This window comes from Schaalia sp. ORNL0103, from assembly GCF_019429565.1.
GTDB lineage: Bacteria > Actinomycetota > Actinomycetes > Actinomycetales > Actinomycetaceae > Pauljensenia.
Genome location: NZ_JAHXSA010000002.1, coordinates 130,272 through 153,664, shown reverse-complemented (window position 1 = coordinate 153,664; position 23,393 = coordinate 130,272). Strand labels below are relative to the sequence as shown.

General features: G+C 63.6%; 22 protein-coding genes. 10 read left to right on the top strand and 12 right to left on the bottom strand.

What is annotated here, in order from left to right:
- The first annotated feature begins 149 nt into the window (after positions 1 to 149).
- Positions 150 to 602 carry an MIT C-terminal domain-containing protein gene (locus tag JJJ16_RS07920; RefSeq protein WP_219752115.1) on the top strand — a complete coding sequence of 151 codons (453 nt, stop codon included), beginning with the start codon at positions 150 to 152 and terminating at the stop codon, positions 600 to 602.
- A gap of 62 nt (positions 603 to 664) precedes the next feature.
- Here JJJ16_RS07920 and JJJ16_RS07915 read toward each other — a convergent pair whose 3' ends face one another.
- The gene (locus JJJ16_RS07915; RefSeq protein WP_219752114.1) at positions 665 to 1,516 is read right to left on the bottom strand and encodes a hypothetical protein; all 852 of its coding nucleotides are present in this window, start codon (positions 1,514 to 1,516) and stop codon (positions 665 to 667) included.
- 616 nt (positions 1,517 to 2,132) lie between these two features.
- On the opposite strand from JJJ16_RS07915, the gene JJJ16_RS07910 reads away from it, so the two are divergent.
- From JJJ16_RS07910 to JJJ16_RS07890, 5 genes are all read left to right on the top strand, one after another.
- The gene (locus JJJ16_RS07910) at positions 2,133 to 3,182 is read left to right on the top strand and encodes an autoinducer 2 ABC transporter substrate-binding protein (protein WP_219752113.1); all 1,050 of its coding nucleotides are present in this window, start codon (positions 2,133 to 2,135) and stop codon (positions 3,180 to 3,182) included.
- A 176-nt stretch (positions 3,183 to 3,358) separates the two neighbouring features.
- Positions 3,359 to 4,885 (top strand): sugar ABC transporter ATP-binding protein, encoded by a 1,527-nt coding sequence (locus JJJ16_RS07905; protein ID WP_219752112.1) that lies wholly within the window; start codon positions 3,359 to 3,361, stop codon positions 4,883 to 4,885.
- Positions 4,885 to 5,886 carry an ABC transporter permease gene (locus JJJ16_RS07900; RefSeq protein WP_007588302.1) on the top strand — a complete coding sequence of 334 codons (1,002 nt, stop codon included), beginning with the start codon at positions 4,885 to 4,887 and terminating at the stop codon, positions 5,884 to 5,886. The genes JJJ16_RS07905 and JJJ16_RS07900 overlap by 1 nt, the downstream gene beginning before the upstream one ends.
- A 9-nt stretch (positions 5,887 to 5,895) precedes the next feature.
- Positions 5,896 to 6,942, top strand: coding sequence for an ABC transporter permease (locus JJJ16_RS07895; RefSeq protein WP_219752111.1), 1,047 nt, complete (start codon positions 5,896 to 5,898; stop codon positions 6,940 to 6,942).
- Entirely contained in the window at positions 6,929 to 7,492 is a 564-nt protein-coding gene (locus JJJ16_RS07890; RefSeq protein ID WP_219752110.1) for an RpiB/LacA/LacB family sugar-phosphate isomerase, read from the top strand. Before JJJ16_RS07895 ends, JJJ16_RS07890 begins: the two co-directional genes overlap by 14 nt.
- Before the next feature lie 140 nt (positions 7,493 to 7,632).
- Here JJJ16_RS07890 and JJJ16_RS07885 read toward each other — a convergent pair whose 3' ends face one another.
- The 5 genes from JJJ16_RS07885 to xylA form a co-directional block, all read right to left on the bottom strand.
- Positions 7,633 to 8,961: an ISL3 family transposase gene (locus JJJ16_RS07885; protein WP_219751047.1), complete on the bottom strand. Its 1,329-nt coding sequence runs from the start codon at positions 8,959 to 8,961 to the stop codon at positions 7,633 to 7,635.
- Positions 8,962 to 9,077: 116 nt separating this feature from the next.
- Entirely contained in the window at positions 9,078 to 10,076 is a 999-nt protein-coding gene (locus tag JJJ16_RS07880; protein ID WP_219752109.1) for a hypothetical protein, read from the bottom strand.
- A gap of 67 nt (positions 10,077 to 10,143) precedes the next feature.
- Positions 10,144 to 10,581: a hypothetical protein gene (locus JJJ16_RS10195; protein ID WP_225905238.1), complete on the bottom strand. Its 438-nt coding sequence runs from the start codon at positions 10,579 to 10,581 to the stop codon at positions 10,144 to 10,146.
- 108 nt (positions 10,582 to 10,689) lie between these two features.
- Complete coding sequence (xylB, locus tag JJJ16_RS07870; protein WP_219752108.1) at positions 10,690 to 12,093, bottom strand: xylulokinase; 1,404 nt, start codon at positions 12,091 to 12,093, stop codon at positions 10,690 to 10,692.
- A gap of 26 nt (positions 12,094 to 12,119) precedes the next feature.
- Positions 12,120 to 13,295, bottom strand: a complete 1,176-nt coding sequence (gene xylA, locus JJJ16_RS07865; RefSeq protein WP_219752107.1) for a xylose isomerase — start codon at positions 13,293 to 13,295, stop codon at positions 12,120 to 12,122.
- A gap of 268 nt (positions 13,296 to 13,563) precedes the next feature.
- Here xylA and JJJ16_RS07860 point away from each other — a divergent pair, with 268 nt between their 5' ends.
- Positions 13,564 to 14,886 carry an ROK family transcriptional regulator gene (locus JJJ16_RS07860; protein ID WP_219752106.1) on the top strand — a complete coding sequence of 441 codons (1,323 nt, stop codon included), beginning with the start codon at positions 13,564 to 13,566 and terminating at the stop codon, positions 14,884 to 14,886.
- A 19-nt stretch (positions 14,887 to 14,905) separates the two neighbouring features.
- On the opposite strand, the gene JJJ16_RS07855 is transcribed toward JJJ16_RS07860, so the two are convergent.
- From JJJ16_RS07855 to JJJ16_RS07830, 6 genes are all read right to left on the bottom strand, one after another.
- Entirely contained in the window at positions 14,906 to 15,055 is a 150-nt protein-coding gene (locus JJJ16_RS07855) for a hypothetical protein (RefSeq protein WP_219752105.1), read from the bottom strand.
- On the bottom strand, positions 15,052 to 15,843 hold the full coding sequence (locus JJJ16_RS07850) for a hypothetical protein (protein ID WP_219752104.1): 792 nt from the start codon (positions 15,841 to 15,843) through the stop codon (positions 15,052 to 15,054). The genes JJJ16_RS07855 and JJJ16_RS07850 overlap by 4 nt, the downstream gene beginning before the upstream one ends.
- A gap of 59 nt (positions 15,844 to 15,902) precedes the next feature.
- On the bottom strand, positions 15,903 to 17,060 hold the full coding sequence (locus tag JJJ16_RS07845; RefSeq protein ID WP_219752103.1) for a WXG100 family type VII secretion target: 1,158 nt from the start codon (positions 17,058 to 17,060) through the stop codon (positions 15,903 to 15,905).
- Positions 17,060 to 17,353, bottom strand: coding sequence for a hypothetical protein (locus JJJ16_RS07840; protein WP_219752102.1), 294 nt, complete (start codon positions 17,351 to 17,353; stop codon positions 17,060 to 17,062). The genes JJJ16_RS07845 and JJJ16_RS07840 overlap by 1 nt, the downstream gene beginning before the upstream one ends.
- Complete coding sequence (locus JJJ16_RS07835) at positions 17,350 to 17,646, bottom strand: SAV_915 family protein (protein ID WP_219752101.1); 297 nt, start codon at positions 17,644 to 17,646, stop codon at positions 17,350 to 17,352. Before JJJ16_RS07835 ends, JJJ16_RS07840 begins: the two co-directional genes overlap by 4 nt.
- 140 nt (positions 17,647 to 17,786) lie before the next feature.
- A complete protein-coding gene (locus JJJ16_RS07830) occupies positions 17,787 to 18,695 on the bottom strand; it encodes an SDR family oxidoreductase (RefSeq protein ID WP_219752100.1) in 909 nt (302 codons plus the stop codon).
- A 1,228-nt stretch (positions 18,696 to 19,923) separates the two neighbouring features.
- Between JJJ16_RS07830 and JJJ16_RS07825 the strand changes: the two genes are divergently transcribed.
- From JJJ16_RS07825 to JJJ16_RS07815, 3 genes are all read left to right on the top strand, one after another.
- Positions 19,924 to 20,466, top strand: a complete 543-nt coding sequence (locus tag JJJ16_RS07825) for a DUF4956 domain-containing protein (RefSeq protein ID WP_009054256.1) — start codon at positions 19,924 to 19,926, stop codon at positions 20,464 to 20,466.
- Between the two features lie 66 nt (positions 20,467 to 20,532).
- Positions 20,533 to 21,354 (top strand): polyphosphate polymerase domain-containing protein, encoded by an 822-nt coding sequence (locus tag JJJ16_RS07820; RefSeq protein WP_219752099.1) that lies wholly within the window; start codon positions 20,533 to 20,535, stop codon positions 21,352 to 21,354.
- Positions 21,355 to 21,451: 97 nt separating this feature from the next.
- The gene (locus tag JJJ16_RS07815) at positions 21,452 to 23,386 is read left to right on the top strand and encodes a carbohydrate-binding domain-containing protein (protein WP_219752098.1); all 1,935 of its coding nucleotides are present in this window, start codon (positions 21,452 to 21,454) and stop codon (positions 23,384 to 23,386) included.
- The last annotated feature ends 7 nt before the right edge of the window (positions 23,387 to 23,393 follow it).

Sequence of the window (23,393 nt, the reverse complement as noted above, 5' to 3'; positions counted from 1 at the left end):
GCCCAAACCTTTTGACGCGACCCTGATGCCTTTTGACGGCTCCACGCCGAACCTGCAAGCTGGGTGCAAAACCCGGTCGGCATCTCGCCGCCACGCCGCAATCGAGCCGCGAACGCGCCCACGCCGACGTCCTGCGAGGCGACTGGCCGATGCCGGACATCCAGCTCCCGTACCTGTTCGATGCGGCTGAGATTCGGATCCGTGTCCCATACTTGCGTCAGCCGTATCAAATCCGGAACGTGCGCGAGATTCTGCTGCAGCTGATCCAGCATGCTGATGCCGCTAGGCTGCCGCGCGTTGTTATCGAGACCTGTGCGAGCGACGAGGATGACTACCGCGCGAAGCAGGAAGCGACGTTCGAACAGCCGCAGCAGTCGTGGGGACAGTTCGGGATCATCATCGATTGGAGCATCGTTGATTACTTCCACGACCGTAGCATCGTGACCGACACCGGCTGGGTGATCGATCTTGGTCGCGGGTTGGACGTTTACGAGAGCTTCACCTGGTCGTCGCCCTTCGATCCGCGTATTACATTGCCGCACCTGCGGCGGACGAAGGAGATCACGATCAACGTCAGCCGGGAAGATCCCGCGGACGCATAGGTGGTCGTCAGGCCGAGCTGCCTCGTTTGAGTGGCTCTCGTTCTGGCTGCGCGCTTGGCAGGCTACCTGTTGTTGGTGTTGCCCGAGGTGTGGGGGAGGGGTGCGCGTTGCTGCTGGGCTGTGTCGAGCCTGGCGGAGTTGTAGTCGAGGAAGGAAGCCAGTTCTGCGAGGCTCCCGTCCTCCAGCAGGCGTGGGTTGCGCGCCAGGTGTTGGAGGATTTTCTCCAACTCGTCGTGGGGGTGGGTTGCGAGCTGCCTGCGTAGATCATCCACATCCGTGGCATTGACGACGTCAGCTCGCATGACGAGGCGTGTCTGCTCTTCTGCGAACAGCTGCGCGGCAGCAGCGGCGACAAGACGTGCCTGAGCTTCCGCGTTCGACATCGTTTGACGCTTCGCATCAATCCCGAGAGGGATGTGAGAATCCGCTGTACCTGGATTTATCTCCGCGTTGTGGAAGTGGGTCACCCCAGTTGCTTCAGGGGTGCTCTCTTCTTCCTGTTTCTTTCCCCACGGCATCCGAACTTTCGAGAGTGATCCCTTGATGAAAGGGACGGCAGTGCCGGTAGCCCACTTCTTGATTCGAGGAGCCGCATACGCGGTGCCAGCTACCGCCGCTGCACCGACGAGGGTGGTCAGAAGTATTGCAAGCGAATCGGCACTACTATCTTCAGACTCGACATCCTCTTCATCATCTGACTCCAACCGAGCCTCACTCGACATGAACATCGGAGGATTGCTGTGCGGGGAATACACTGGTTCAGTACTGTTCGGGCCGAAATCTGGCATGAATCTTGCGTGCGCCCGCAGACTCCCATCGTCATCGAAGAGGTTTTGCGACCAGCTACCGTCGGGCCGGGTGCCCGGCGACAGGGAATCATCGTCCCAGTAGAAAGTGCCTCGTTGCTGTCCCATGGTGGTCCTGACTAGAGCTGGTGATTTTTCTAAAACTATATGCTCGTCATGAGAAGTTGTCCAACAGCTGGCGAATGTTGCTGAGTGGGTCTTCCTCTTCGAAAACGCGGCCCAGGCTTGGCCTGAATCGGCGCACTTAGCATGGCTGCAATTTGAGTACTGATCGACGCCCTGCACATCCTCCCGCACCTGCGCTCACAATCGCACAAATGTGCAATTATGGTGCGCATCACCGCACGAGTGTGCGCCGCTCCAGCAAGCAATGAGGCGGTTCGTACCAATCTATATCGAACGTTATTTGTCTGGACTAACGCCCCCGCCCATACGTCAGACAAATCAGCCCAAAACCGCCGCAACTGCACCCCAAAAACCCGCCACGGCCTCGTCCCAAACAGACCCGGAAAGTGAACGCCACCACCCGCGTGTCCTAGGATTGGGGGCACGCCGACGTGCCCCCAAGGACGGGAGCACCCGGCACGCAGCAGCACCGCGCACGCGGCACCGCAGGGTGGGTCCAGCAACGAAGACGGACACGCCAGGCACCACCGCACGCCAGCAGAGCCGCCGCACAACCACAACCTCAACACCGACGTTGATCCACACAGAGGAGACTCCTATGAAGCCCCGCCTCGCAGCTACAGCCCTCGTCGCCGCATCCGCATGCGCCCTCGCCCTCGGCGCCTGCACACCCGGTGACACCGCCCAATCCTCGTCCGGAGCCGCCGCGAAGGGCGGCGGAGACGGCAACTACACGATCGCCGTCGTCCCCAAGGACGCCACCAACCCCTGGTTCGTCCGCATGGAGACCGGCGTCAAGAAGTACGCCGAAGACACCGGCATGAACGCCTTCCAGAAGGGCCCCGCTGAAACCGACGCCACCATGCAGGCCCAGGTCATCCAAGACCTCATCGCCCAAGGCGTCGACGCCATCTGCGTCGTCCCCGTCGACCCCGGAGCCATCGAACCCGTCCTCAAGCAGGCCATGGACGCAGGCATCGTCGTCGTCACCCACGAAGGCGCCTCCCAGCAGAACACGATGTACGACATCGAAGCCTTCAACAACAGCGAATACGGCGCGTTCATCATGGACAACCTCGCCCAAGCCATGGGTGAAGAAGGCGTCTACACCACCATGGTCGGCCACGTCACCAACGCCTCCCACAACGAATGGGCAGACGGCGCCGTCGCCCACCAGAAGGAGAAGTACCCCAAGATGACGCTGCTCGAAGCCGAGCCCCGCGTCGAATCCCAGGACAACGGTGAAACCGCCTACCAGACCGCCAAGGAAGTCCTCAAGAAGTACCCCGAAGTCAAGGGCATCCTCGGCACCTCCTCCTTCGACGCGCCCGGCACCGCCCGCGCCATCGAAGAACTCGGCCTCAAGGGCAAAGTCTTCACCGCAGGCACGGGCATGCCCGCCGCCAACGCCCAGATCCTCAAGGACGGCTCCGTGTCGACCCTGACCCTCTGGGACCCCGCGGACGCCGGCTACGCCATGGCATCCCTGGCCACCAAGATCCTCAACGGTGAAAAGATCGAAGACAGCGTCAACCTCGGCGTCAAGGGATACGAATCCATGCACTTCTCCGAAGGCTCCACCAAGGTCCTCGAAGGCAACGGCTGGATCCAGATCACCAAGGACAACGTCGACTCTCTCGGCTTCTAACCGATTCACCGCACACGACCACCCGCGCGCCACGGCCTCGTCCCAATGAACGAGGCCGTGGCCGGGCCACCCCAGCGCGCGCACTGACGCTCGCGCACCCACGCACCCACGCGAAGCGAACTCGCGCGCGTGAGGGGAGGCCCCGGGTCGGCACCACGCGTCGGAAAGGACACCACATGGACACCCCAGTGCTGGCGGTACGACACGTCAGCAAATCCTTCGCAGGCGTGCGAGCCCTGGTCGACATCGACCTCGATATCGCGCCCGGAGAAATCCACTGCCTCGCCGGAGAAAACGGGTCGGGCAAATCCACCCTCATCAAAGTCATCTCCGGAGTCCACACCCCCGAACAGGGCACGGTCTCCATCGGGGGCCGCGAGTTTACGCGACTGACACCCGCCGACGCCATCGACGCGGGCGTACGCGTCATCTACCAGGACTTCTCCATCTTCCCCAACCTCTCCGTCATGGAGAACATCGCGCTCGGCAGCGAAGTCGCCGCCGGACGCCGCCTCGTCAACCGCTCGCGCATGCGCGAAGTCGCCCGCGAAGCCGTCGCCAAAATCGGCTTCCAGGTCGACCTCGACGAACTCGTCGGCAACCTCTCCGTCGCCGACAAACAGCTCGTCGCCATCAGCCGCGCACTCATGGGCGACGCGAAACTCATCATCATGGACGAGCCCACGACCGCCCTCACCAAGAAGGAAGTGCGCGCCCTCTTCAACATCGTCGCCGACCTGCAATCGCGAGGCATTGCGATCCTCTTCGTGTCCCACAAGCTCGAAGAAGTCTTCGAAATCGCGCAGCGCTTCACCATTCTGAGAAGCGGACATAAGGTCATCACCTGCCCGAAGGAAGAACTCGACCGCGCCAGCTTCGCCCGCCACATGACCGGGCGCGACTTCGACGAGGAGCGCTACCAGCCCGGCGACATCAACGAGGCCCCGATCCTCCAGGTCGAGGGCGCGACCGTTGCCGGAGCCTTCGCCGACGCCTCCCTGAGCGTGCGACCCGGCGAAATCCTCGGCATCACCGGCCTGCTGGGCTCCGGACGCACCGAACTCGCCATGTCCCTGTTCGGAATGCTCCCCCTCGACTCCGGGCGTATCCGCGTCAAAGGTCACGACGTCACTCTGCGCGGCGTGCGCGACGCGATCGCCGCCGGCATCGCCTACGTCCCCGAAGACCGACTCACCGAAGGCCTCTTCCTCTCACGCTCGATCGGCGAAAACATCACGATCTCCGAGATGGAATCCTTCACCAAGGCTCTCGGATTCATCGACAAGAAAGCCATCCGCGACGAAGAGAAGAAGTGGGTGAAGCGCCTCGACGTCGTCACCCCCGACCCCGCCAACGCCGTCAACACCCTGTCGGGCGGCAACCAGCAAAAGGTCGTCCTGGCCAAGTGGCTCGCCACCAAGCCCTCCGTCCTCATCCTCAATGGGCCCACCGTCGGCGTCGACATCGGCTCCAAATTCACGATCCACTCGATCCTGCGCGAACTCGCCGCGCAAGGCATGGCCGTCATCATCATCTCCGACGACATCGCCGAGGTGCTCACCAACTGCTCGACCATCGCCATCATGCGAGCCGGGCACCTGAGTGACCCGATTAACCCCGACACCCTCACCGAGGCCGAACTGACCCGGCTCCTGTCCGAAGACCAAGCACCGGCCTCGTCGACCGAAGGGGGAGAGAACTAATGCCCCGACTCATCACGAAAGTCCTGCGCGCCAACGAATTCTGGGTGTTCCTAGTCATCGCGGCGCTCACCCTCGTCATCCAGGCGCGCTCCGGACAGTTCTACACGGCGAACAACCTCGTCGACCTGGCCGGCGCGATGGTGGTCCCCGGCCTCTTCGCCGTCGCCGCGCACCTCGTCCTCGTCTCCGGCGGCATCGACGTGTCCTTCCCGGCGCTGGCCTCTCTCGCGGTCTACGTGACCACGAAGGTCCTCGTCGATAACGGGTGGAACGGGCCCGTCATCGTGCCCTTCCTGATCGCCGCCGCCCTCGGCGCGGTCCTCGGCGCATTCAACGGTATCTTCACCTCGAGGCTGACCGTGCCGACGCTGATCATCACCCTGGGCACCGCCAACGTCTTCAACGGCGTCATGCAGGGCGCCCTCAAATCCGTGCAGATCAACACGATCCCCGAGTCCATGCGCTCCTTCGGATCCGCGTCCCTCTTCGTCGCCCGCAACGAAAGCTCCGGCCTGCAGTCCTCCATGCCCGTGTCCTTCCTGATCCTCGTCGCGGTCGTCGCGGTGGCCTTCTTCGTCACCCGCTACACGATGTTCGGACGCTCCCTCTTCGCCCTCGGCGGCGACGAGTCCGCGGCCGCCCGCGTCGGCTTCAAGGTGCGCGCCACCAAGTTCTGGCTCTACGTCCTCGTCGGCGTCATCGCCGCCCTGGCCGGCATGGTCCGCACCTGCTCTATGGGACAGATGCACCCCACCAACCTGCTCGGCATGGAAATGATGGTCATCGCGGCCGTCGTCCTGGGCGGCACCGCCATCACCGGCGGAAAGGGCTCGCTGACGGGCGTCATGCTCGGCACGCTGCTCATCGTCATCGTCCAAAACTCCATGATCCTCATGGGAATCCCGACGTTCTGGCAGGGCTTCGCCCTGGGCCTGCTCATCATCGTGGGAACCGGCGTCTCCGCGCTTCAGGTCATGCGCGCCCGCCGCAACGCACACTAGGAGGACCACATGTCAACGCTTCTCGCCTCCCCGCGCCTCGCTTTCCTCAAGAAGGACAGCTACATGACGCGACTGATCATCGTCTTCCTCCTCCTGCTCATCTTCTTCGCCGCCGTGCGCCCCGGCCCCTTCTTCGCCGTGCGCACCTGGCAGTCGATGGCCGTCCAATTCCCCGAATTTGGCCTCATGAGCCTGGGCGTCATGTTCACCATGTTCACCGCCGGCATCGACCTGTCCGTCGTCGCCATCGCCAACGTCACCTCAATCTGCGCGGCCCTCACGCTGCGCTCCATGCTCGGCCCGGCCGTCACCCCCTCGTCCATGGCTATGGCTACCCTCATCGCCCTGGGCGTCGCCCTGGTGGTCGGGGTCGTGTGCGGACTCATCAACGGCACGCTCGTCGCGGTCCTCAAGATCCCACCCATCCTCGCCACCCTCGGCACCCTCGAGCTCTTCGGCGGCGTCGCCCTCATCCTCACCCAAGGCAAACCCGTCTCCGGCGTCCCCGCAGCGTTCGGAGCCGTGTTCACCGGGAAGGTGGCCGGCCTCGTCCCCATCCCCCTCGTCGTGTTCCTCGTGTGCGCGGCCGTCGCCGGCGCCATCGTCGCCTTCACGGGCTTTGGGACCACGATCCTCATGCTCGGCACGAACGACACGGCCGCGCGCTTCTCGGGCCTGAAAGTCAAGAGCCTGCTGATCCGCACCTACGTGCTCTCCGGCGTCATGGCCGCCATGGCCGGTATCGTCATGCTCGCGAACTACAACTCCGCGAAAGCCGACTACGGCGCCTCCTACACGCTGCTCACCGTCCTCATCGTCGTCCTCGGCGGCGTCAACCCCAACGGCGGATCCGGGCGCCTGAGCGGCGTGCTCCTGTCCATCCTCATGCTCCAGGTCCTCTCCTCCGGCCTGAACATGTTCCCCGACATCTCCAACTTCTACAGGCCCCTCATCTGGGGTGGCGTGCTCCTGCTCGTCATCTGCATGAACGAGGGCCTCTTCTCCTTTACCAAACTGCGCAGACTCAGGAAAGGACACGCGCATGCTGACAGCTAAAGACAAGCACGTCGTCGTCGGTGCCGACTTCGCCGGGCACCCCCTCAAGGAAGCCGTCAAAGCCCACCTCGAGGAGCGCGGCTGGACCGTCACCGACCTGACGCCCGACGCCGATACCGCACCCATGTACCACCGCGTCGGCTTCGCGCTCGGCGCCCAGATCGCCGAAGGCACGTTCGAGCGCGCCCTCGCGTTCTGCGGCACCGGCATGGGCATCCACATCGCCGCCTCCAAGTGCCCCCACGTGCACGCCGCCGTGTGCGAATCCGTGCCCGCCGCGCGCCGCTGCGCCGCCGCCAACAACGCGAACCTCCTCGCCATGGGCGCCTTCTACGTCGCCCCGCGCACCGCGATGGCCATGGCCGACGCGTTCCTCGAGTCGTCGCTGGGGTCCGGGTACGAGGGCTGGGACGGCTTCTACGAGTACCACCGCATCGGGTACGACGAATGCGAAAACTTCGACTACGAGGCCTACAAGGCCAACGGCTTCGAGGTCGTCAACCCGGGGTTGGCTGTGCTCGCCGAGCAGCCGAAGGGGTTGGCGTACTGAGGTTGTGATGCTGCTGTAGAAAGGTGGGGGGCTCCCGTTTGGGAGCCCCCCACCCATGTAAATCGGCTGTCACTTGTAGCCAAGGTGAGAACTCAGGCAATGCCGAGGCTGGAGGCTCGACCATGTCCTTACTCGGCTCTTCAGAGTTGAGTGTGGGCGGAGGCGTCTAGGCCTCCTGCGATGAGGAGCATTCGGAGTCTGTAGTTGGTGGGGTTGCGGTAGCCTCTGGCGGTGCGTCTGCCCAGCTCGATGATTCCGTTGATGGCTTCGGTGGGGCCGTTGCTGGCTCCGCCGGTGTCGAAGTAGGCCAAGAAGGCGTCCTTCCACTTGCGTAGGGTCCGGCCCAGGCGAGCGATTTCGGGGATGGGACACGTTGGTAGGCGCTCGATGAGATGAGCGGCCAGGCGTCGGCCTTGGGCGGGTGTGGCTTGGTGGAAGACATCTCGCACGTGCTGGGCACAGTGGTAGGCGACTTCGACACTGATATGCGCCTCATCTGCCGTGAAGGCCTCACGGAGGCGTTCTTGTTGACGTGGGGTGAGCCTATGGCGCGAGGCGCGCAAAAGATTGCGGATCTGATAGAGGGGATCGCCCTTGCGTCCGCGGTGACCGGTCGTGTCTTGCTGGACGCGACGACGCACCTCATCAAGGGCGTCGCCAGCGAGCTTGACGATATGAAAGGCGTCCAGCACGCTGGTTGCGTCTTGGAGCTGGTCATCAATGGCGTTCTTATATCCCTGGAAGGGATCCAGTGTTGCGATCTGGATACCGGAGCGAAACTGTTCGCCGCGCTCTTCTAGCCAGTTCTTGTACACGGTGCCAGACCTTCCCGGGACCAGATCCAACAAGCGGGCCGTGGGATGATCCTCCCCGCGCGTCAGGTCCACGATGCCAGTGAGCTCACGGGGGCCCCGTCGGCGTCGGTCCTGGTGGTGCCACACGTGCTCGTCAACTCCCAATACCTGCACCCCTGCGAAACGGGCAGGGTCATCAGATGCGGCTTGCAGACACGGCTTGATATGGGACCACACGGTATTCCACGTGGTTCCTAACTGGCGAGCCAATCCTGCAATGCTGGCTCCCTCGAAGCGCAACTGTCGGATCGCCCAGCGGATCGCCCGGGCGCCCAGACGCGCCCGGTGTGCACACACCCGCTCGTCATGCTCCAGGAATGTCACCGTCTGGCAGGTGGTTTCGCGGCATATCCAGCGCCGCTTAAACCACCGGATCCGCACCGGGACCCCGGCCCAGGGCGCGTCGATCACCTCCACCACCACGCGCCCGTGGCCTTGAGCGATCACCCCACACCCAGGGCATCCAGCACAGCGATCACAGGACTCTATGTCGAGCACCAGACCACACTCACGTCGAGCGACAGCAACCAGATGGAAGCCCTCCAAACCGACGAGCAGATCACACCGATCACAACGATCAAGCGACGCAGAGCAGCAGCAGGTAGGGTGAGACATTGTCGAGGTCCTTGACGACAGCGGGGGTAGAAGTCCGCTCATCATCAAGGACCTCGACCTCTACCCGCAACCCCCGACCAAGACCCGGTCACCCACACTCAACTCGGAAGAGCCCCTTACTCGTGTGATTGTTTTTCGAGAGCGTCGAACCAGGCTGTGAAGAGACGCATCGCCGTATCTGCGAGGTCATCGATCTCGGAGATTGGTTTGGAATATGCTCGGACGCCAATGGCCGTTTCGATGTATCCTTTAGCGAGCCAAGGAACATCTTCCAGATGTTTCATCGTAAGTTCGTGTCGGCGTTTGCCTAGTTGACTTTCCACGAAGCGAGGCTTGTGCGTACTGATTCCGAGAGCGTAGGGATCCTTTTCCAACACCGACTCATAGAGAACTCGAGCGTTGTTGATCCATGACGGTGGGGGGTAAGAATCCGCGGGTGGATAACACTTATCGACATCGTCCACGTAGGTCCCAGCGTAAAAATTGAGACGTACTTCGTTTAGCGTTTCTTTCATTGAGTTACGTGTTACCTCGATCTGTCCAAAGAGCTGATCTCCGTTAGGAAGCTCTGGGGACTTGACAGTGATTCCGGGCATTCCTGAATCCCCGCGATTGACTTTGAGGTACCACCCGTCTGGGATCGTCATATTTCTCAGCGTCTTGCGCAGCACTCGCTCCACCTGGACTTTTATTGTGCAAAGAGACTCGACGTCTGACAGTAGAATGCGAGGCTCGGGGAACTCGGAGAGTGTTTTATCCCAGGTCAGAACTCGGGCGACCATGTGTTGGTAATCCGCTGCATCATCGACGTCAAGGACGAGTAGCATCAGGTAATCGGCGACCGTCGATTCTCGCTCTAGTTGATCCTCACTGATCTCGTGGTCAATCTTGGCTTCGATGGCAATGGTTTTGTGCTCGAACTTCAGAAGAATGTCTACGTGCTGATCTTTCTCGCACCCCACTTCGGTGAGTTCGCCAAGCTTTACGCCTAGCAGGGACGAGAAGTAGCGCTCAGTCGCTTTCGGATCGTGGCGGAATTCTGCGGCCAGCGCTCGCGTGAGTTGGGGCTCCGATGTGTAGAGTGCGCTGAACTTCTGTTTTGGTGTCGCTTCCATATGCTGAGGACTCTCTCGTGGCGGGTGGGGAACGAGACCCATGATGATGACTATCCTGCTGTGTCTGTCACCCCTTTGTAGCTTGACAATACTGAACTCTACACGGTGCTGGATGTGTAAGTGCCTTGACAGGTTGGTCTGCCATGTTGAGGTCGATGAGGGCACCGGAGCTGCAAGTGTGCCCACAAGACGAAACTTTGGCCTCGTCAACAGGGGGAACACGATCCTCCCTGAAAAGTTGCACGCAATTTCCCTGGAAGCCGCTCTTGGCGACCATGTCTACCTTGAAGCCGTTCACGGAGGCCGCGACCGAGTTCGAGAAGGACACTCCTTGGAACACGACCGCGTTGAACATGGCGGTCGCGCACGACACCAGCATCACCGGCACGGTCGGCAGCTTCATGACCGAGCCGACGAGCACGACCAGCTCGTGCACCAGCAGGAGCAGGTTCCAGTTGAACGCCGAATCGAGGGTCGAAAGGATCGTGCCGACCTTCTCGGGCACGTCGCGAACTCCATGTCCGCGACCGACAGGGACAGCGCATCCTCGCCCAGGTGCGCGGCCAGCAAGTCCCACTTTGCGCTGTGCGTCCCCCAGCGGGTGATCGTCTCGTCAAACATCGGAGCCACCCGCCCGGTCCGCGCAGCGATGGGTCTGCCCGCACGCCCCCAGGCCCGCGACATTCAGGGCGGCCGCCTGCTTCGCCGCCCCCAGGGCGACGTACTCGGCGGGGGAGGGGACCTCCACCTCGGCCCCCAGGATGCCCGAGGCCAGGGACCGCACCGCTCTCGACCGCGCCCCGCCGCCGACGAGGACCACCCGCTCGATGGGCACACCCTGCGCGCGCACCGCGTCCAGGGCCCCGCGCATGAGCATCAGCAGCCCCTCGACCGCCGCGCGAGCCACGTGCGCGGGGTCGCAATTCGCCAGCGTCATGCCCTCCAACGTCGCCGTCGCATCCGGCAGATTCGGGGTGCGCTCGCCCTCGAAGTACGGGATCAGCCGCAGCCCACCCGCATCCGGAACTGACAGGGCGGCCTCGTCGAACTCCTCGTACCCCAGGCCCGTCACCCGCCTCATCGCGTCGATAATCCGCGACGCGTTCAGCGTGCACGCCAGCGGCAGCCACCGGCCCGACGCGTCCGAAAAGCCCGTGACCAGGCCGGACGGATCCGACACGGCAGACTCCGAGACCGCCGCGACCACGCCCGACGTCCCCAGGCTCAGCATCGCCGCGCCCGGACCCAAGTCAACGCCGAGGGCCGCCGCCGCGTTATCACCAGCGCCCGGCCCCAGGGAGATCTCGCCCCAGCCGCGCGCCTCGTCCCCGTGAGCCACGACCTCGTACGGTTCCGGGATCCACGGCAGCACGATGCGCTCGGCACGCTCCTCGTCACAGCGCAGCGCCTGGGCGAGAATGTCACGCCGATACGCCGACCCCGACCGATCCACGTACCCCGTCCCCGAGGCATCCGACCGGTCCGTCGCCAACCCCTCCAACCCCAGGCGCTCAAAACCGCCCGCGATCCGCCACGTCAAGTAGTCGTGCGGCAAGCACACCGCAGCCACGCGCTGGGCCGCCTCCGGCTCGTGATCCGCCAACCACCGCAGCTTCGTGACCGTTAACGACGCGACGGGAACCGAGCCCGTGGCATCGGCCCACCAGGCCTCGCCCGTCGAATCCCCCTCGCGCTCCGCGATCAAATCCCGAGCTGCGCCCGCGCTCCTCGTGTCATTCCACAGCAGGGCCGGTCGAATCACCTCGCCCCGCTCATCCAGCACGACCATGCCGTGCTGCTGGCCGCCCACGCTGAGCGCCCGCACGTCGTCCAACCCGCCGGCCGCAGCCACGGCCTCGTTCAACGCGTCCCACCAGGCGCGCGGATCCACCTCGGTGCCCTCCGGATGCGGCGCGCGACCCTCGCGCACCACCTCGCCCGACACCGGATCCCATACGACCACCTTGCATGACTGCGTCGACGAATCGACACCCGCAACGAAAGGCCTCTCGCCCATCACACAACTCCTCGTCGAAGAGACGATCAGCCGATCAGGTGACGCATCGCCTGCTGGTACAGCTCCACGAAGTGGTACTCGCGCTCGCCCGCGGCCTGCGTGTCGAACTCCTCGTAGGAGCTGCGATCCGCCAGGAAGTCCTCGAGGGACTCGCCCGCGGCCAGCGTCGACTCGCCCAGCTCGGGAACCGACGCAGCCTCGAGCAGCTCCTGGGTGACCGGATCCTCGCGGAACGCGCGAGCCTTCTGGGCGAGAGTCAGGTACATCTCGATGTTCGCGCGCGCGGACTCCCACACGCCCTCCATGCCCTCCGTGCGGCTCGGCTTGTAGTCGAAGTGGCGCGGACCCTCGTAGCGCGGGCCGCCGCCCGGGAAGCCGTTCTCCAGCAGATCGACCGTGAAGAACGCGCTGGCCAGGTCGCCGTGGCCGAACGCCTTGTCCTGGTCGTACTTGATGCCCGACTGGCCGTTGAGGTCGATGTGGAAGAGCTTGCCCGCGTTCAGCGCCTGCGCAAGCGCATGCGTGTAGTTCAGGCCCGCCATCTGCTCATGGCCCGTCTCCGGGTTCAGGCCCACGATGTCACCGTGCTCCAGCTGCGCGATGAGGGCCAGCGCGTGGCCGACCGTCGGCAGGAAAATGTCGCCGCGAGGCTCATTCGGCTTCGGCTCCAGGCCAATCTTCAGGTCGTAGCCGCGCGACTTAATGTAGGCGGCGACCGTATCCAGGCCCTCCTTGTAGCGGTCGAACGCCGCGTTCAGGTCTTTCGACGAGTCGTACTCCGCGCCCTCGCGTCCGCCCCACATGACGAAGGTCGTCGCCCCCATCTCCGCAGCCAGATCCACGTTGCGCAGGATCTTACGCAGGCCGAAACGGCGGATCGAACGGTCGTTGTTCGTCAGGCCGCCATCCTTGAAGACCGGGTGCGTGAACGTGTTCGTCGTGACCATCTCGATGACGAGGCCGGCTGCGTCTGCCGCCTCCTTCACCTTCATGACGCGGTCGTGACGCTCCTGATCCGACGCGTCAAAGTCGAACACGTCATTGTCGTGGAAGGTAATGCCCCACGCCCCGACCTCTGCGAGCTTTTCCGTGTACTCCCACGGGTCCAGCACCGGGCGGGTCCCCGTGCCGAAGGGGTCGACCGCATTCCAGCCGACCGTCCACAGGCCGAAGGAGAACTTGTTGTCGGGCGTGGTTGTCATGGTGGTGTCCTTTCGAACGTCGGTGTTCAGTTGGAGGGGGATGGTGCCGCGTCGTCGGTGGCGCTGCGCGTCGTTGTGTGGCGGCGAATGTTGGCGCGTGTGCCGTTCCCGTGTGTTTGGTCGCGCGGCCTTTGTGCGCCGTGTTTGCATCGTCACAATTTATTTGTTGTGGGGTAAAACTTAATACCTGCGTGCGCGTTCGTCAAGGCCCTCCGACAAGTCCGTGCGACGGGTGGGCACCGCCGCCCCGACACGGTAGCCTGGGTCCATGCCGACCCGTTCCGACAGCGCCAACGACGCCGGCCGCATCAGTCGCGGCCCGGTCGCTTCGCCGCGCTCCTCGGAGCGGGGGATAGGCGCTCAGAACCGCGGCGTGAAGTCGGAAAACGTGCGCGCATCCAACATGTCGACGGTGCTACGCAACATCCTCGCCTTGCCGGGCGAGGTCACGCGCGCAGGCCTCTCGCAGCGCACCGGAATGACACGCGCGACTATCTCGCGCCTCGTGGACGACCTGGTGGGTGCCGGACTCGTGCGAGAACTCGAACCCGGCGACGGCGGCGGCCGTGGCCGCCCGGCCAACCGCCTCACCCCCGCGGAGGGCAGCGCCGTCGCCCTCGGCGTCGAAGTGGACGTTGCGAGCCTCGACGTCATGCTCGTCGACCTCGCTGGAAGGGAGCTCGGGCACCGACGGATTGAGCGGGATTTCGCCGACAGTGCGCCGGAGGAGACGATGGCGCTCGCGGCCCAAGAGGCCCACACTCTGCTAGAAGACACACTGCCCGACGCCGCCCTGTTCCTCGGGACGGGCGTTGGGCTGCCGGGCCTGGTGTCGCCGAGCCGGCTGGCGCTCGCCCCGAACTTGGGCTGGCGAGACATCCCGCATGACCAGCTACTTGCCCCGCTCGCCGACCTGAATCCGGTGGTCGTCGCGAACGAAGCGGATCTGGCGGCCTACGCGGTTGCCTACACGCGACCGGGGGTGGCCGGTGGTCCGTCGACCTTTGTGTACGTGTCGGGCGAGGTTGGCGTCGGCGCTGGCGTCATCGTCGATCATCGACCGATGAGCGGGGCGCGTGCCTGGTCCGGCGAAATCGGGCACATGTGCGCGGATCCCAATGGGCCGCTGTGCCGTTGCGGGGCGCGTGGATGTCTCGAGGCCTACCTGGGTGTGCGCGCCCTCGCCGAGCATGTGGGCGCCCCCGCGGGGTCCGGGCCGCGCGGGATTCTGCGTTGCGCGGGCCTCGTCGACGAGGCCGGGGTGAAGACCTCAGAGTCGCTTGCCGTGGGCGCGGAGCAGGAGCGTGCGCGCGCCGTGTTGACGGAGGCCGGGGCGGCCCTCGGGCGCGTGTTGTCAGGCGTTATCAACGCGATGGATATCCCGCACGTCGTGCTGGGCGGTGCGGTTGCGGAGCTGAGTGGTGCCCTGCTGGATCCGGCGCGCGAGGAGATTGAGACGCGCACGCTGCAGGCCCCGTGGTCCTCGCCGATCGTTGAGGTGCTGCCGGATTCTGCGTCGCTGACGGTTCGGGGCGCGGCGTTCCGAGTGCTGGATGCACTCGTGGACGATCCCGCTGCCTTCCTGGGTTAAGCGCGTTCTATCGGAGCGCTCACCAGTTACCCAAGCCCAGGTAGTACAGCGGGTGGGTGAGGATCGCGACGACGCGGTCGCGGTATTCGAGGGGCAGCATCGGGTAGATGACGATCGCGGCCAGAACCGCGACGATCAGAGTGACGAGGATGCGTTTCTTGGTGCTCATGCGTGGCTCCTTTGTGGGGTTGTGAGTTCCATGTGGGCCTCGGTGAGGATGTCGTTGACGAGCTCGACGCCCTCCGGCGTGGCCAGGAGTGGCCGGTCCTCGGGGTGCTCGTTGAAGTGCTGGATGAGGGCGTCGAGGCCGGTGAAGGGGATGCCGATGCGCTCGGAGGAGATGCCCCATGGTCCGTCGTATGTGTCGGGGTCTGCTTCGAGAAATATCGTTGGATGGATGATGTCATCGATGGTGACGTTATCCGTCCACAGGATGGTGACATCCCGGTCGTTGGAGTCTTCCTCGACGGACAGTAGCTCCGGGAAGTGGAAGGAGATTCCCTCGGGGGTCAGAGTTGTCTTTTGCTTGTCAGTCAGGGCGATGATGAGATCCTTGCCGGGATTACGGCTGCACTCGAGATAGGCCATGGATGCAACGGCGAACACATACATCGCGGCATGGAAGGGCTGTCCCGTCGTGAAACCCGCGGCCATCGTCCCTCCCGCGAAGGCGTACAGCAGCAATCCGGTCGTGATGAGCGCGATGGACTGGTGGTTGCCCCAAATGACGATGGAGCCGTCCTCAAAATGGGGACGTGATGACCAGAATGGGCGCACACTTCGCTCGACAAGGTGGGGGAGTGCGGCGGCCAGGTACAGGGGGAACCAGATGAAGAGCAGCTGTAGTGGGCCGATGCGAATGAACGAGAAAACCCAGTAGGCGCCCACCGCCAAGACGGCGTTAACGACAATGGCGATCGCGGTGAGCTTCCACAAGTCTCGCGTCGCCAGGTCCACGCCCCGAGGCGAACTGTCGTGAGGTTTTCTCGCCAAAAATGAGGAAGGACGAGCCACGCTTACCACCCCAGGCCGATGTAGTAGGGCCAGTGCCAAAGAGTAGCGTCAACGCGTTCTCGGTATTCAAGGGGAAGCTGTCTGTAGGACCATGCGACGCCCTCCGTGATCGCAATAGCTGCTACCGCTCCGACCGGTCCGCCGAGAACTGTTCCTAGAAGAGCACTTCCGCCGCGCCGGACGACGGCAGCGGAAACCCAGGATGCAACTTCTGCGCCTCCAATCATCCCAGCAATACCTGAAATGGCCTTCTCTGATGGATTATCAGCGGTCGCAACATCATATGCGAGAAGCAGGCCACCAGCAGCCGTTGCTCCAGTGCTGACCTTAGAAGATAATGATGCTGCGGATCGAGCTCCTTGTTTTGCCTCCATGGCTCTTTGAATCTTTAAGTCCACCGTGGGCCGAATTTGAGTTACCTTTGGTGAATTCATTGATTTGCTGAAAGAGTTCACGGCATCTGTGAGTTTGTCCTGGCGACTAGCTGCGCGAATTGCGAACGACTGATCGACTAAATCAGGGAGTAACTGCCATGGTCTTTCCACGAGTTCCTTCCGCTGGTCGTCGACGAACTTAACGAAAGAAGGGGGTGGATCCGCTTGGACATTTGATAAATGTTTCCTCACCCATTCTTCGAGATCGTCTCTAACTTCCTGCACACGGAGTTTTAATCCTTCGAAATCCTCGATGCGAAGCTTGCTTTGCTCGTACTCGTAACGATCAGCTCGATAAATGTTGTGCTCCCTCTCAGGAGCATCGTATGGCGGCATTACTGGTTCCGTGCCGAGTGGAGGAGGTGAGACGATATCGTATCCATTAATGATCGTAAGGCCGCAGGCTATCGCATTATGTCGAATGGTCTCCATATCGCGGTAGTGATAATCAAGCTGTTGTGCGTATGCTCGCATTGCCTCCCAGACGTTGTATGTATAGCTAGAGTTTTCTCCAGTGCATGAACGAAAGGCATTAAGAAGTTCCTCATATGCGTTAGCGCTCTCGCCTCCCCAGTATTCGGGGAGTGGGACGAGTGAGTTGCTCATTTCGATATACGCATCGTTCAATGCCTCGTAGATTTTTCGCACCTTTGCGGCAGCATCACGAATGTCGTCAGGATTTCCATAAATGCGTGTGTCGATGAGTGAGGAGGAATTAGGTGCCATTATTTCATCTGCTTTCCAAGTGCTTCCAGATGCTGTGTAACTTCTTCCTCATTTTCTTTATGTTGGTTGACTAATGTTCGTAGGTTGGTAGAGCATACATTGCAGTTCTGGGCAAATGCTGTTCCGGCATAGTCAAGGACTCCAAACATGTCCATTATTAATGCTGTTGCAATTCCCGCGTCAACCTCAAGCGGTAATTGTGCAGGCAGATCTTTTATTGACTCTTCCAGCCGCTCGTATGTTTTCGCCATTTGGAGAAGCATATCTTCAGTGATAACGAGATCCGCGGTCATTGGGCTTTCCGTTCGCGAGCATCGGGTTCGATGTAGCGGTCAATTTCAATTTTGTCAAAATTGGTTTGTTCCTGAACCTCTGGAAGTCGTTTTGTCTCTAGGACACCCCATCGTTGTGTTTCGCCCAACCCATCAAGGAGTCGGTCGAGAGACGTGTATGCCAAAAGTACAGTCGTTTGATCGAACATGTGGGCGAGCGAAAAACCGAGCTCCCCATCGGCTCGCTCATCGACTGGTACATATAGGACCGGAGGCACGATCTCCGGATGAGTGTTCACAGACATGTGTTCCATGACTTGACGCTAGCAGCCGTGTGATCGGGGACGCAAGTATAGGCGAAGGGTGCAAGCAAGCATGAGAGCATGAAGCAACCCCGGCCTCGTCCCTGAGAAGAGAAGCGAAGCCGGGGCCCACGAAGCCACAACCGCGACGGTCAGCGGCCCGATGCGAGCGCCGCGCGGGCGACCTCCTCGAAGGTGAGCGGGTCGCGGCCCGTCACGTCGCGCACGGTCGTGGAGACGACGTCCATCTCGCCGCGCGCGATCGACGTGTAGGTCGACACCCACGAGTCGTACTCCCACTGGGCGGCCAGCCACTTCTTGCGGGACTCGTACGCCTCCTCGACGGTTTCGCGCACGTAGGTGACGGGGTGGCCCCATACGCGGGTGAGGATTGCGGCGATCTCGTCGAGGGTCAGGGCCTCGGGGCCCGTCACGTCGAGAGTCTGATTCTCGTAGCGCCTCGGATCGGCCAGGATCCCCGCGGCCACGCGCCCCGCGTCCTCGCGCGCGACCACGCCCACGCGCCCGTCGCCGGCGGGCCCGAGGATGCGGCCCTCCTCGTCCGGCAGCTCCACGAAAAAGTCCGCATAGAAGCAATCGCGCAGGAACGTGTACGTCATGCCCGACGCCTTGATGTGCTCCTCCGTGTGGAAGTGCGTGCGCGCCAGCGTAAACGTCGAGTCCGGCGCCGCGTTCAGGAAGGACAAGTACACGATGTGGCGCACCCCGGAGGCGGCCGCCGCGTCGACGAAAGCGAGGTGCTTGTCCAGGCGGTCCTCGCTCTCGGGCGCGGACACCATGAAGAGGACGTCAACGCCCTCCAGCGCGACGCGTGTTGTGAGCGTGTCCTCGTACGAGCACTTCACCGCGACGGCTCCCGGCAGCTCGGGCGCGCGCGATGGCGTGTTCGCGAGCAGGCGCAGGGGCAGGCCGCGCTCGGACAGGAGGCGGGCGGTGGTACCTCCGACGTTCCCGGACGCGCCGGTGATCGCCAGGGACGGGAGGGACGAGGCCTGGGCCGGCTCATTTGTCCGGGTGCGGGGTGTGGGGGTGTCAGTCATGTGGCCAGTGTGCCACCGGCGTTGTGGCGTGTGCGCACGCCACGCGAGGTTTGGGCTGTGGGCGTAGCGTCCGGCGAGGGTGAAACCGTCATCGCCTTTGCGGGTGCTTGGCGAGGGGTGCACGAAACCCGTGACACCTTTGCGGGCGGAAAACGGCCTGAAATTGGCTCTTTTGTGCGAGCAGAGGTGTCAGCGGTTTCAAACGTGTGCGGCAAGGAGATCGCAGAGGTGTCGGTGGTTTCATCTCCTGGCAGTGAGCCACCCGCATTGGTGTCATCGGTTTCAGGCGAGCAGGGCGAATTTTGTCGCGCTTGTGGGGCCTAGACGCGGGTGGGGAGGCCTGGCTGCGGTGCCCGTGGTGGTGTTCGGAGTCGGACCCCCAAAAAGTCGCACGTAATTCGATTGGGAGAAGATTCAATAAAGTCGGAAAACGTTGCAATTCCAACGATCTAAGTTCAAAACTCGAAGCAGTCGTAGGGGAATTACGTGCGAAATTGGGTGTGAAGGCTGGACGTGAGGCTTGTGGGGTTGGGGTGTGGCTTGGCTGCGACTCCAATGGGCCAGGCTGCGGTGCCCGTGGGTGGCAGCGGGGTCAGGGCAACACGTGAGCACAATAAGCCCCATAGTTGTGGAGGGTGCCGGAGGGATGGAGGGCCTGGCTGCGGTCTCCGTGGGCAGTCTCGGGTCCTGGCCTCCAGAAAAGTCGCACGTAATTCGATTGAATGAAGTTTCAACGATGTCTAAAAACGTTGCAATTCCAACGGTCTGAATTCAAAACTTGAAGCAGTCGTGGGGGAATTACGTGCGAAATTGGGTGTGGGCTCAGCGATGAGCGCTGCGAGGGCTGGGCGCGGTGCCGGTGGGCGGCGGAGTGGCCTGGCCGGGCTTCGAGAGGACGCGCAGAGCCACACATCAGCGACCCGGCCCCACTGGTGTGGAGGGCACCGGAGGGATTGGTGGGCCTGGCTGCGGTGCCCGTGGGCGGTGGCGGGGCCTGGCCGGGCTTCGAGACGACGCGCCGAGCGAAGCTCGCGGCGCGGACGACTCGCGGGCGGGCCGCCGCCCACGGGCACTCAAAGCAGCCCGGCCCAAACACACAAGAGGCGCCCGGAACACTAGCGGCGCCGCACAGGAACACTCCCAAAAGTCATATGAGAAATATGAGAGCTTCATAGGTTCTTCATAGGGTCGAGTGGGGAAATTGGTGCATCGACAAAAGGAGACACCAATGACCGCCCTGATTCTGATCGCCATTGACCTGGTTGCCATGGCCGCCCTCGTGTTCGGCCTGTACTTCCCACGCCACCGCCGTGCCGACCTGGTCGCAGCCTTCCTCGGTGTGAATGTCGGCGTCCTCGCCGTCACGATCATCCTCGCGAACTCGACTGTGAGCGCGGGCCTTGGCCTCGGCCTCTTCGGTGTTCTCTCGATCATCCGACTGCGTTCGGATCAGATCTCGCAGACGGAAATCGCCTACTACTTTGCCTCACTGGCTCTGGGCCTCCTGACGGGCATGTCCTCGGCGGTGACCCCGCTGCTCGGTGGCCTCATCGCGCTGATCCTCGCGGCATTGGCCTTCGGTGACTCGAAGCTGGTCTTCGGCCGCTACACCTCGCAGACCGTCCAGCTGGACCGCGCGATCGCCGACCCGGCCGAGCTGAAGGCTGCCCTCGAGCAGCGCCTCGGTGCGTCCGTCGCCTCGGTGAATGTCGTCAAGCTCGACCTCGTGAACGACCTGACTCTCGTGGACGTTCGCTCGAAGGTCGCCTGACACGCCGGCCCGGCCAGCCAGCCGCCACAACCGCCACCCCGCAGACCACCACCAAGGACACGACTCATGAACGCCACCCTGAACTCGATTCTCGCCGACCTCGACTCGATCGGCCTCGATGAACTGAATAAGCGCGCGGCGATGCTGACCCGAGTGGACCGCAAGTACGCGCTGGACGCCGCCACGGCCTTGGCGATTCTGAGCCACCTCCCTGAGGACACAAAGGTTCTGCAGATTGACGGCCAGGTGTCCCAGGGCTACGCCTCCACCTACTACGACACCCCCGACATGGATTCGTACCTGCTGACTGCGCTCAAGCGCCGCCGCCGCTTCAAGGTCCGCACCCGCTCCTACCTCTCCTCGGGCGCGTCCTTCCTGGAGGTCAAGACCCGCGGCCCGCGCGGCGTGACCGTCAAGAAGCGTATGCCGATCTCTTGGGACGAGGCCGGGGCCCCTCTCGCGGGTGAGCGCCGCACGTGGGTGGCCGGCAAGGTCGAGAAGACGGGCTACGGCCACCTGGTGCCAGCCCTCGAGCCGGTGCTCGCTGGATCCTACGAGCGCAACACCCTGCTTCTGCCCGGTGGCGTGGGACGCGCGACGGTGGACACGAACCTGTCATGGCGCTCGCTGCGCACGGATGGCACCGAGGTTGCCCGCCCCGACCTGGTCATCATCGAAACGAAGTCGGGCGCGACCCCTTCGATCGTCGACCACCTCCTGTGGGAGGGCGGCGTGCGACCCGTGAAGATCTCCAAGTACGGGACCGCGATGGCCGCCATGCACCACCTGCCCGCGAACAAGTGGCACCGCACGCTGGACCGGTACTTTCACGAATACGTGGAGGTCCCCGAGCTTACGCACGACGCGCCCCTCGCGATGGCGGCCTGACAGACCTAACACCGGCGCCCGCGGTTTCGACAGCACACGAAACGAAAGCGCTGAGCATAAGAAACACAAGCTTTAAGCACACGAAAGAGACGAATCAATGAAAGCCCTGAAGAAGATCATGACCCCCGCCCGGACGATCGGCGCGATCGCCCTCGTTGGAACGCTGGCGCTGGGTGCCTGCAGCTCCTCGGGCGTGACCTCCTCCGGCTCCGGCTCCACCACGGCCACCGCGACCGTCGCCGCCTCCGGAACCAACGGCGACACGACCGCGCCGCCCACCGCGGCCGACGCCCTGGCCTCGAACGCGAAGGCCTCCTACGTGAAGGACAGCGACTGGAAGGCCTCGGACGCCGTCGACGTGACGCTCAGCGGAACGACCGCGACCTCCTCGTCCGACGCCGTGAGCGTGAGCGATGGCGTGCTGACCATCTCCAAGGCCGGCGTCTACAAGCTCAGTGGATCCTTCACCGGCAAGGTCGTCGTGGCCGCAGGAGCCGAGGACCAGGTCGTCCTGATCCTCGACAACGCGACCATCACCTCGTCCACGGGCGCCGCGATCGAGGCGACCAGCGGTGACGACCTCGTCCTGTCCCTCGAGGGCACGTCGACGATCACCGACGGCACCTACACCGGCACCGAGGACGCGAACGCCGCGATCTACGCCGACATGGACCTGACGATCACCGGCTCGGGCACCCTCAACGTGACCTCCGGCGCCTCGGACGCGATCACCTCCAAGGACGACCTGTACGTCCTGAGCGGCACGATCAACGCGACTGCCTCGGATGATGGCCTGCGGGGCAAGGACTCCCTGACTGTTGCCGGCGGCACCGTCACCGTGAACTCCGGCGGCGACGCCCTCAAGTCCGACCAGGACAACGACGACACCAAGGGCTACGTGTCCATCGTGGACGGCACCGTCACCCTGACCTCGGGCGGCGACGGCATCGACGCGTACACCGACGCGATCGTCACCGGCGGCACCCTGTCGATCACCTCGGGCGGCGGCGCGTCGGCCGGCAAGCCCTCCACGGGCTCGACCAAGGGCATCAAGGCGCAGACCTACATTATCGTCGACGGCGGCACGACCACCATCGACGCCGGGGATGACGCCATCCACTCCAACGGCGCGCTGCGCCTGAGCTCCGGCACGATCACCGCCGCTTCCGGCGACGATGGCGTGCACACCGAGGTCGCGGCCGTCCTGGATGGTGCAACCGTGACTGTCACGCAGTCGAACGAGGCCCTCGAGGGCGGCCTCATCACAATCTCCGACGGCACCGTCGACCTGACCTCGAGCGATGACGGCATCAACGCCTCGGGCTCGATCACGGTCGAGGCCGGCCTGGCCGCTGTCGCCGAATCCAGCTCGGACTCCGCGACCACCACGGACACGACCACCACCGACACGACCACCACCCAGCAGATGGGCCCCGGTGGCATGGCTGACGGTGGCGGCTCGATGGAAGACACCGGCGAGCAGCTCACCATCACCGGCGGAACCGTGACCGTCAACGCGAATGGCGACGGCCTCGACTCCAACGGCTCGCTGACCATCAGCGGAGGCACGACGACCGTCTACGGCCCGGCGTCCGGCGCGAACTCGAGCCTTGACAGCAACGGCACCATGAGCATCACGGGTGGCACGGTCATCGCCTTCGCTACCAACGAGATGGTGGAGACGCCGACCACGACCGACGGCCAGGGCTGGGTCTCCGCCTCCGCGAACGGCTCCGCCGGATCCACCGTGACGATCACGGACTCCTCCGGTTCCGTCCTGGGCACCTACACCTCGCCCAAGGCCTTCGGAAACGTCATCTACTCGACCTCCGGCATGACCAACGGCTCCACCTACACGGTGAGCGTCGACGGCACCGCCACAGAGGCGACCGCCGGTCAGGGCGGCATGGGGATGGGCGGACAGCCCCCGGCCGGCGGTCCGGAACAGGGTGGCCAGCCGCCGGCTGGCGGTCAGCCCCCGGCGGGCGGTCCGGGTCAGGGCGGTCAGCCCCCGGCCGCACCCCAGGGCTGAGCCTTCC

Excerpts from the sequence above, each read along its gene's own strand:
- JJJ16_RS07825 (WP_009054256.1), top strand. The coding sequence starts at position 19,924 with ATGACCGCCCTGATTCTGATCGCCATTGACCTGGTTGCCATGGCCGCC.
- xylA (WP_219752107.1), bottom strand. The coding sequence starts at position 13,295 with ATGACAACCACGCCCGACAACAAGTTCTCCTTCGGCCTGTGGACGGTC.
- JJJ16_RS07840 (WP_219752102.1), bottom strand. The coding sequence starts at position 17,353 with ATGACCGCGGATCTCGTTATCACTGAAGATATGCTTCTCCAAATGGCG.
- JJJ16_RS07890 (WP_219752110.1), top strand. The coding sequence starts at position 6,929 with ATGCTGACAGCTAAAGACAAGCACGTCGTCGTCGGTGCCGACTTCGCC.
- JJJ16_RS07880 (WP_219752109.1), bottom strand. The coding sequence starts at position 10,076 with ATGGAAGCGACACCAAAACAGAAGTTCAGCGCACTCTACACATCGGAG.
- JJJ16_RS07915 (WP_219752114.1), bottom strand. The coding sequence starts at position 1,516 with ATGGGACAGCAACGAGGCACTTTCTACTGGGACGATGATTCCCTGTCG.
- JJJ16_RS07895 (WP_219752111.1), top strand. The coding sequence starts at position 5,896 with ATGTCAACGCTTCTCGCCTCCCCGCGCCTCGCTTTCCTCAAGAAGGAC.
- JJJ16_RS07900 (WP_007588302.1), top strand. The coding sequence starts at position 4,885 with ATGCCCCGACTCATCACGAAAGTCCTGCGCGCCAACGAATTCTGGGTG.
- JJJ16_RS07815 (WP_219752098.1), top strand. The coding sequence starts at position 21,452 with ATGAAAGCCCTGAAGAAGATCATGACCCCCGCCCGGACGATCGGCGCG.
- xylB (WP_219752108.1), bottom strand. The coding sequence starts at position 12,093 with ATGGGCGAGAGGCCTTTCGTTGCGGGTGTCGATTCGTCGACGCAGTCA.
- JJJ16_RS07855 (WP_219752105.1), bottom strand. The coding sequence starts at position 15,055 with ATGAGCACCAAGAAACGCATCCTCGTCACTCTGATCGTCGCGGTTCTG.
- JJJ16_RS07905 (WP_219752112.1), top strand. The coding sequence starts at position 3,359 with ATGGACACCCCAGTGCTGGCGGTACGACACGTCAGCAAATCCTTCGCA.
- JJJ16_RS07920 (WP_219752115.1), top strand. The coding sequence starts at position 150 with ATGCCGGACATCCAGCTCCCGTACCTGTTCGATGCGGCTGAGATTCGG.
- JJJ16_RS07845 (WP_219752103.1), bottom strand. The coding sequence starts at position 17,060 with ATGGCACCTAATTCCTCCTCACTCATCGACACACGCATTTATGGAAAT.
- JJJ16_RS07910 (WP_219752113.1), top strand. The coding sequence starts at position 2,133 with ATGAAGCCCCGCCTCGCAGCTACAGCCCTCGTCGCCGCATCCGCATGC.
- JJJ16_RS07835 (WP_219752101.1), bottom strand. The coding sequence starts at position 17,646 with ATGGAACACATGTCTGTGAACACTCATCCGGAGATCGTGCCTCCGGTC.
- JJJ16_RS07860 (WP_219752106.1), top strand. The coding sequence starts at position 13,564 with ATGCCGACCCGTTCCGACAGCGCCAACGACGCCGGCCGCATCAGTCGC.
- JJJ16_RS07820 (WP_219752099.1), top strand. The coding sequence starts at position 20,533 with ATGAACGCCACCCTGAACTCGATTCTCGCCGACCTCGACTCGATCGGC.
- JJJ16_RS07885 (WP_219751047.1), bottom strand. The coding sequence starts at position 8,961 with ATGTCTCACCCTACCTGCTGCTGCTCTGCGTCGCTTGATCGTTGTGAT.
- JJJ16_RS07830 (WP_219752100.1), bottom strand. The coding sequence starts at position 18,695 with ATGACTGACACCCCCACACCCCGCACCCGGACAAATGAGCCGGCCCAG.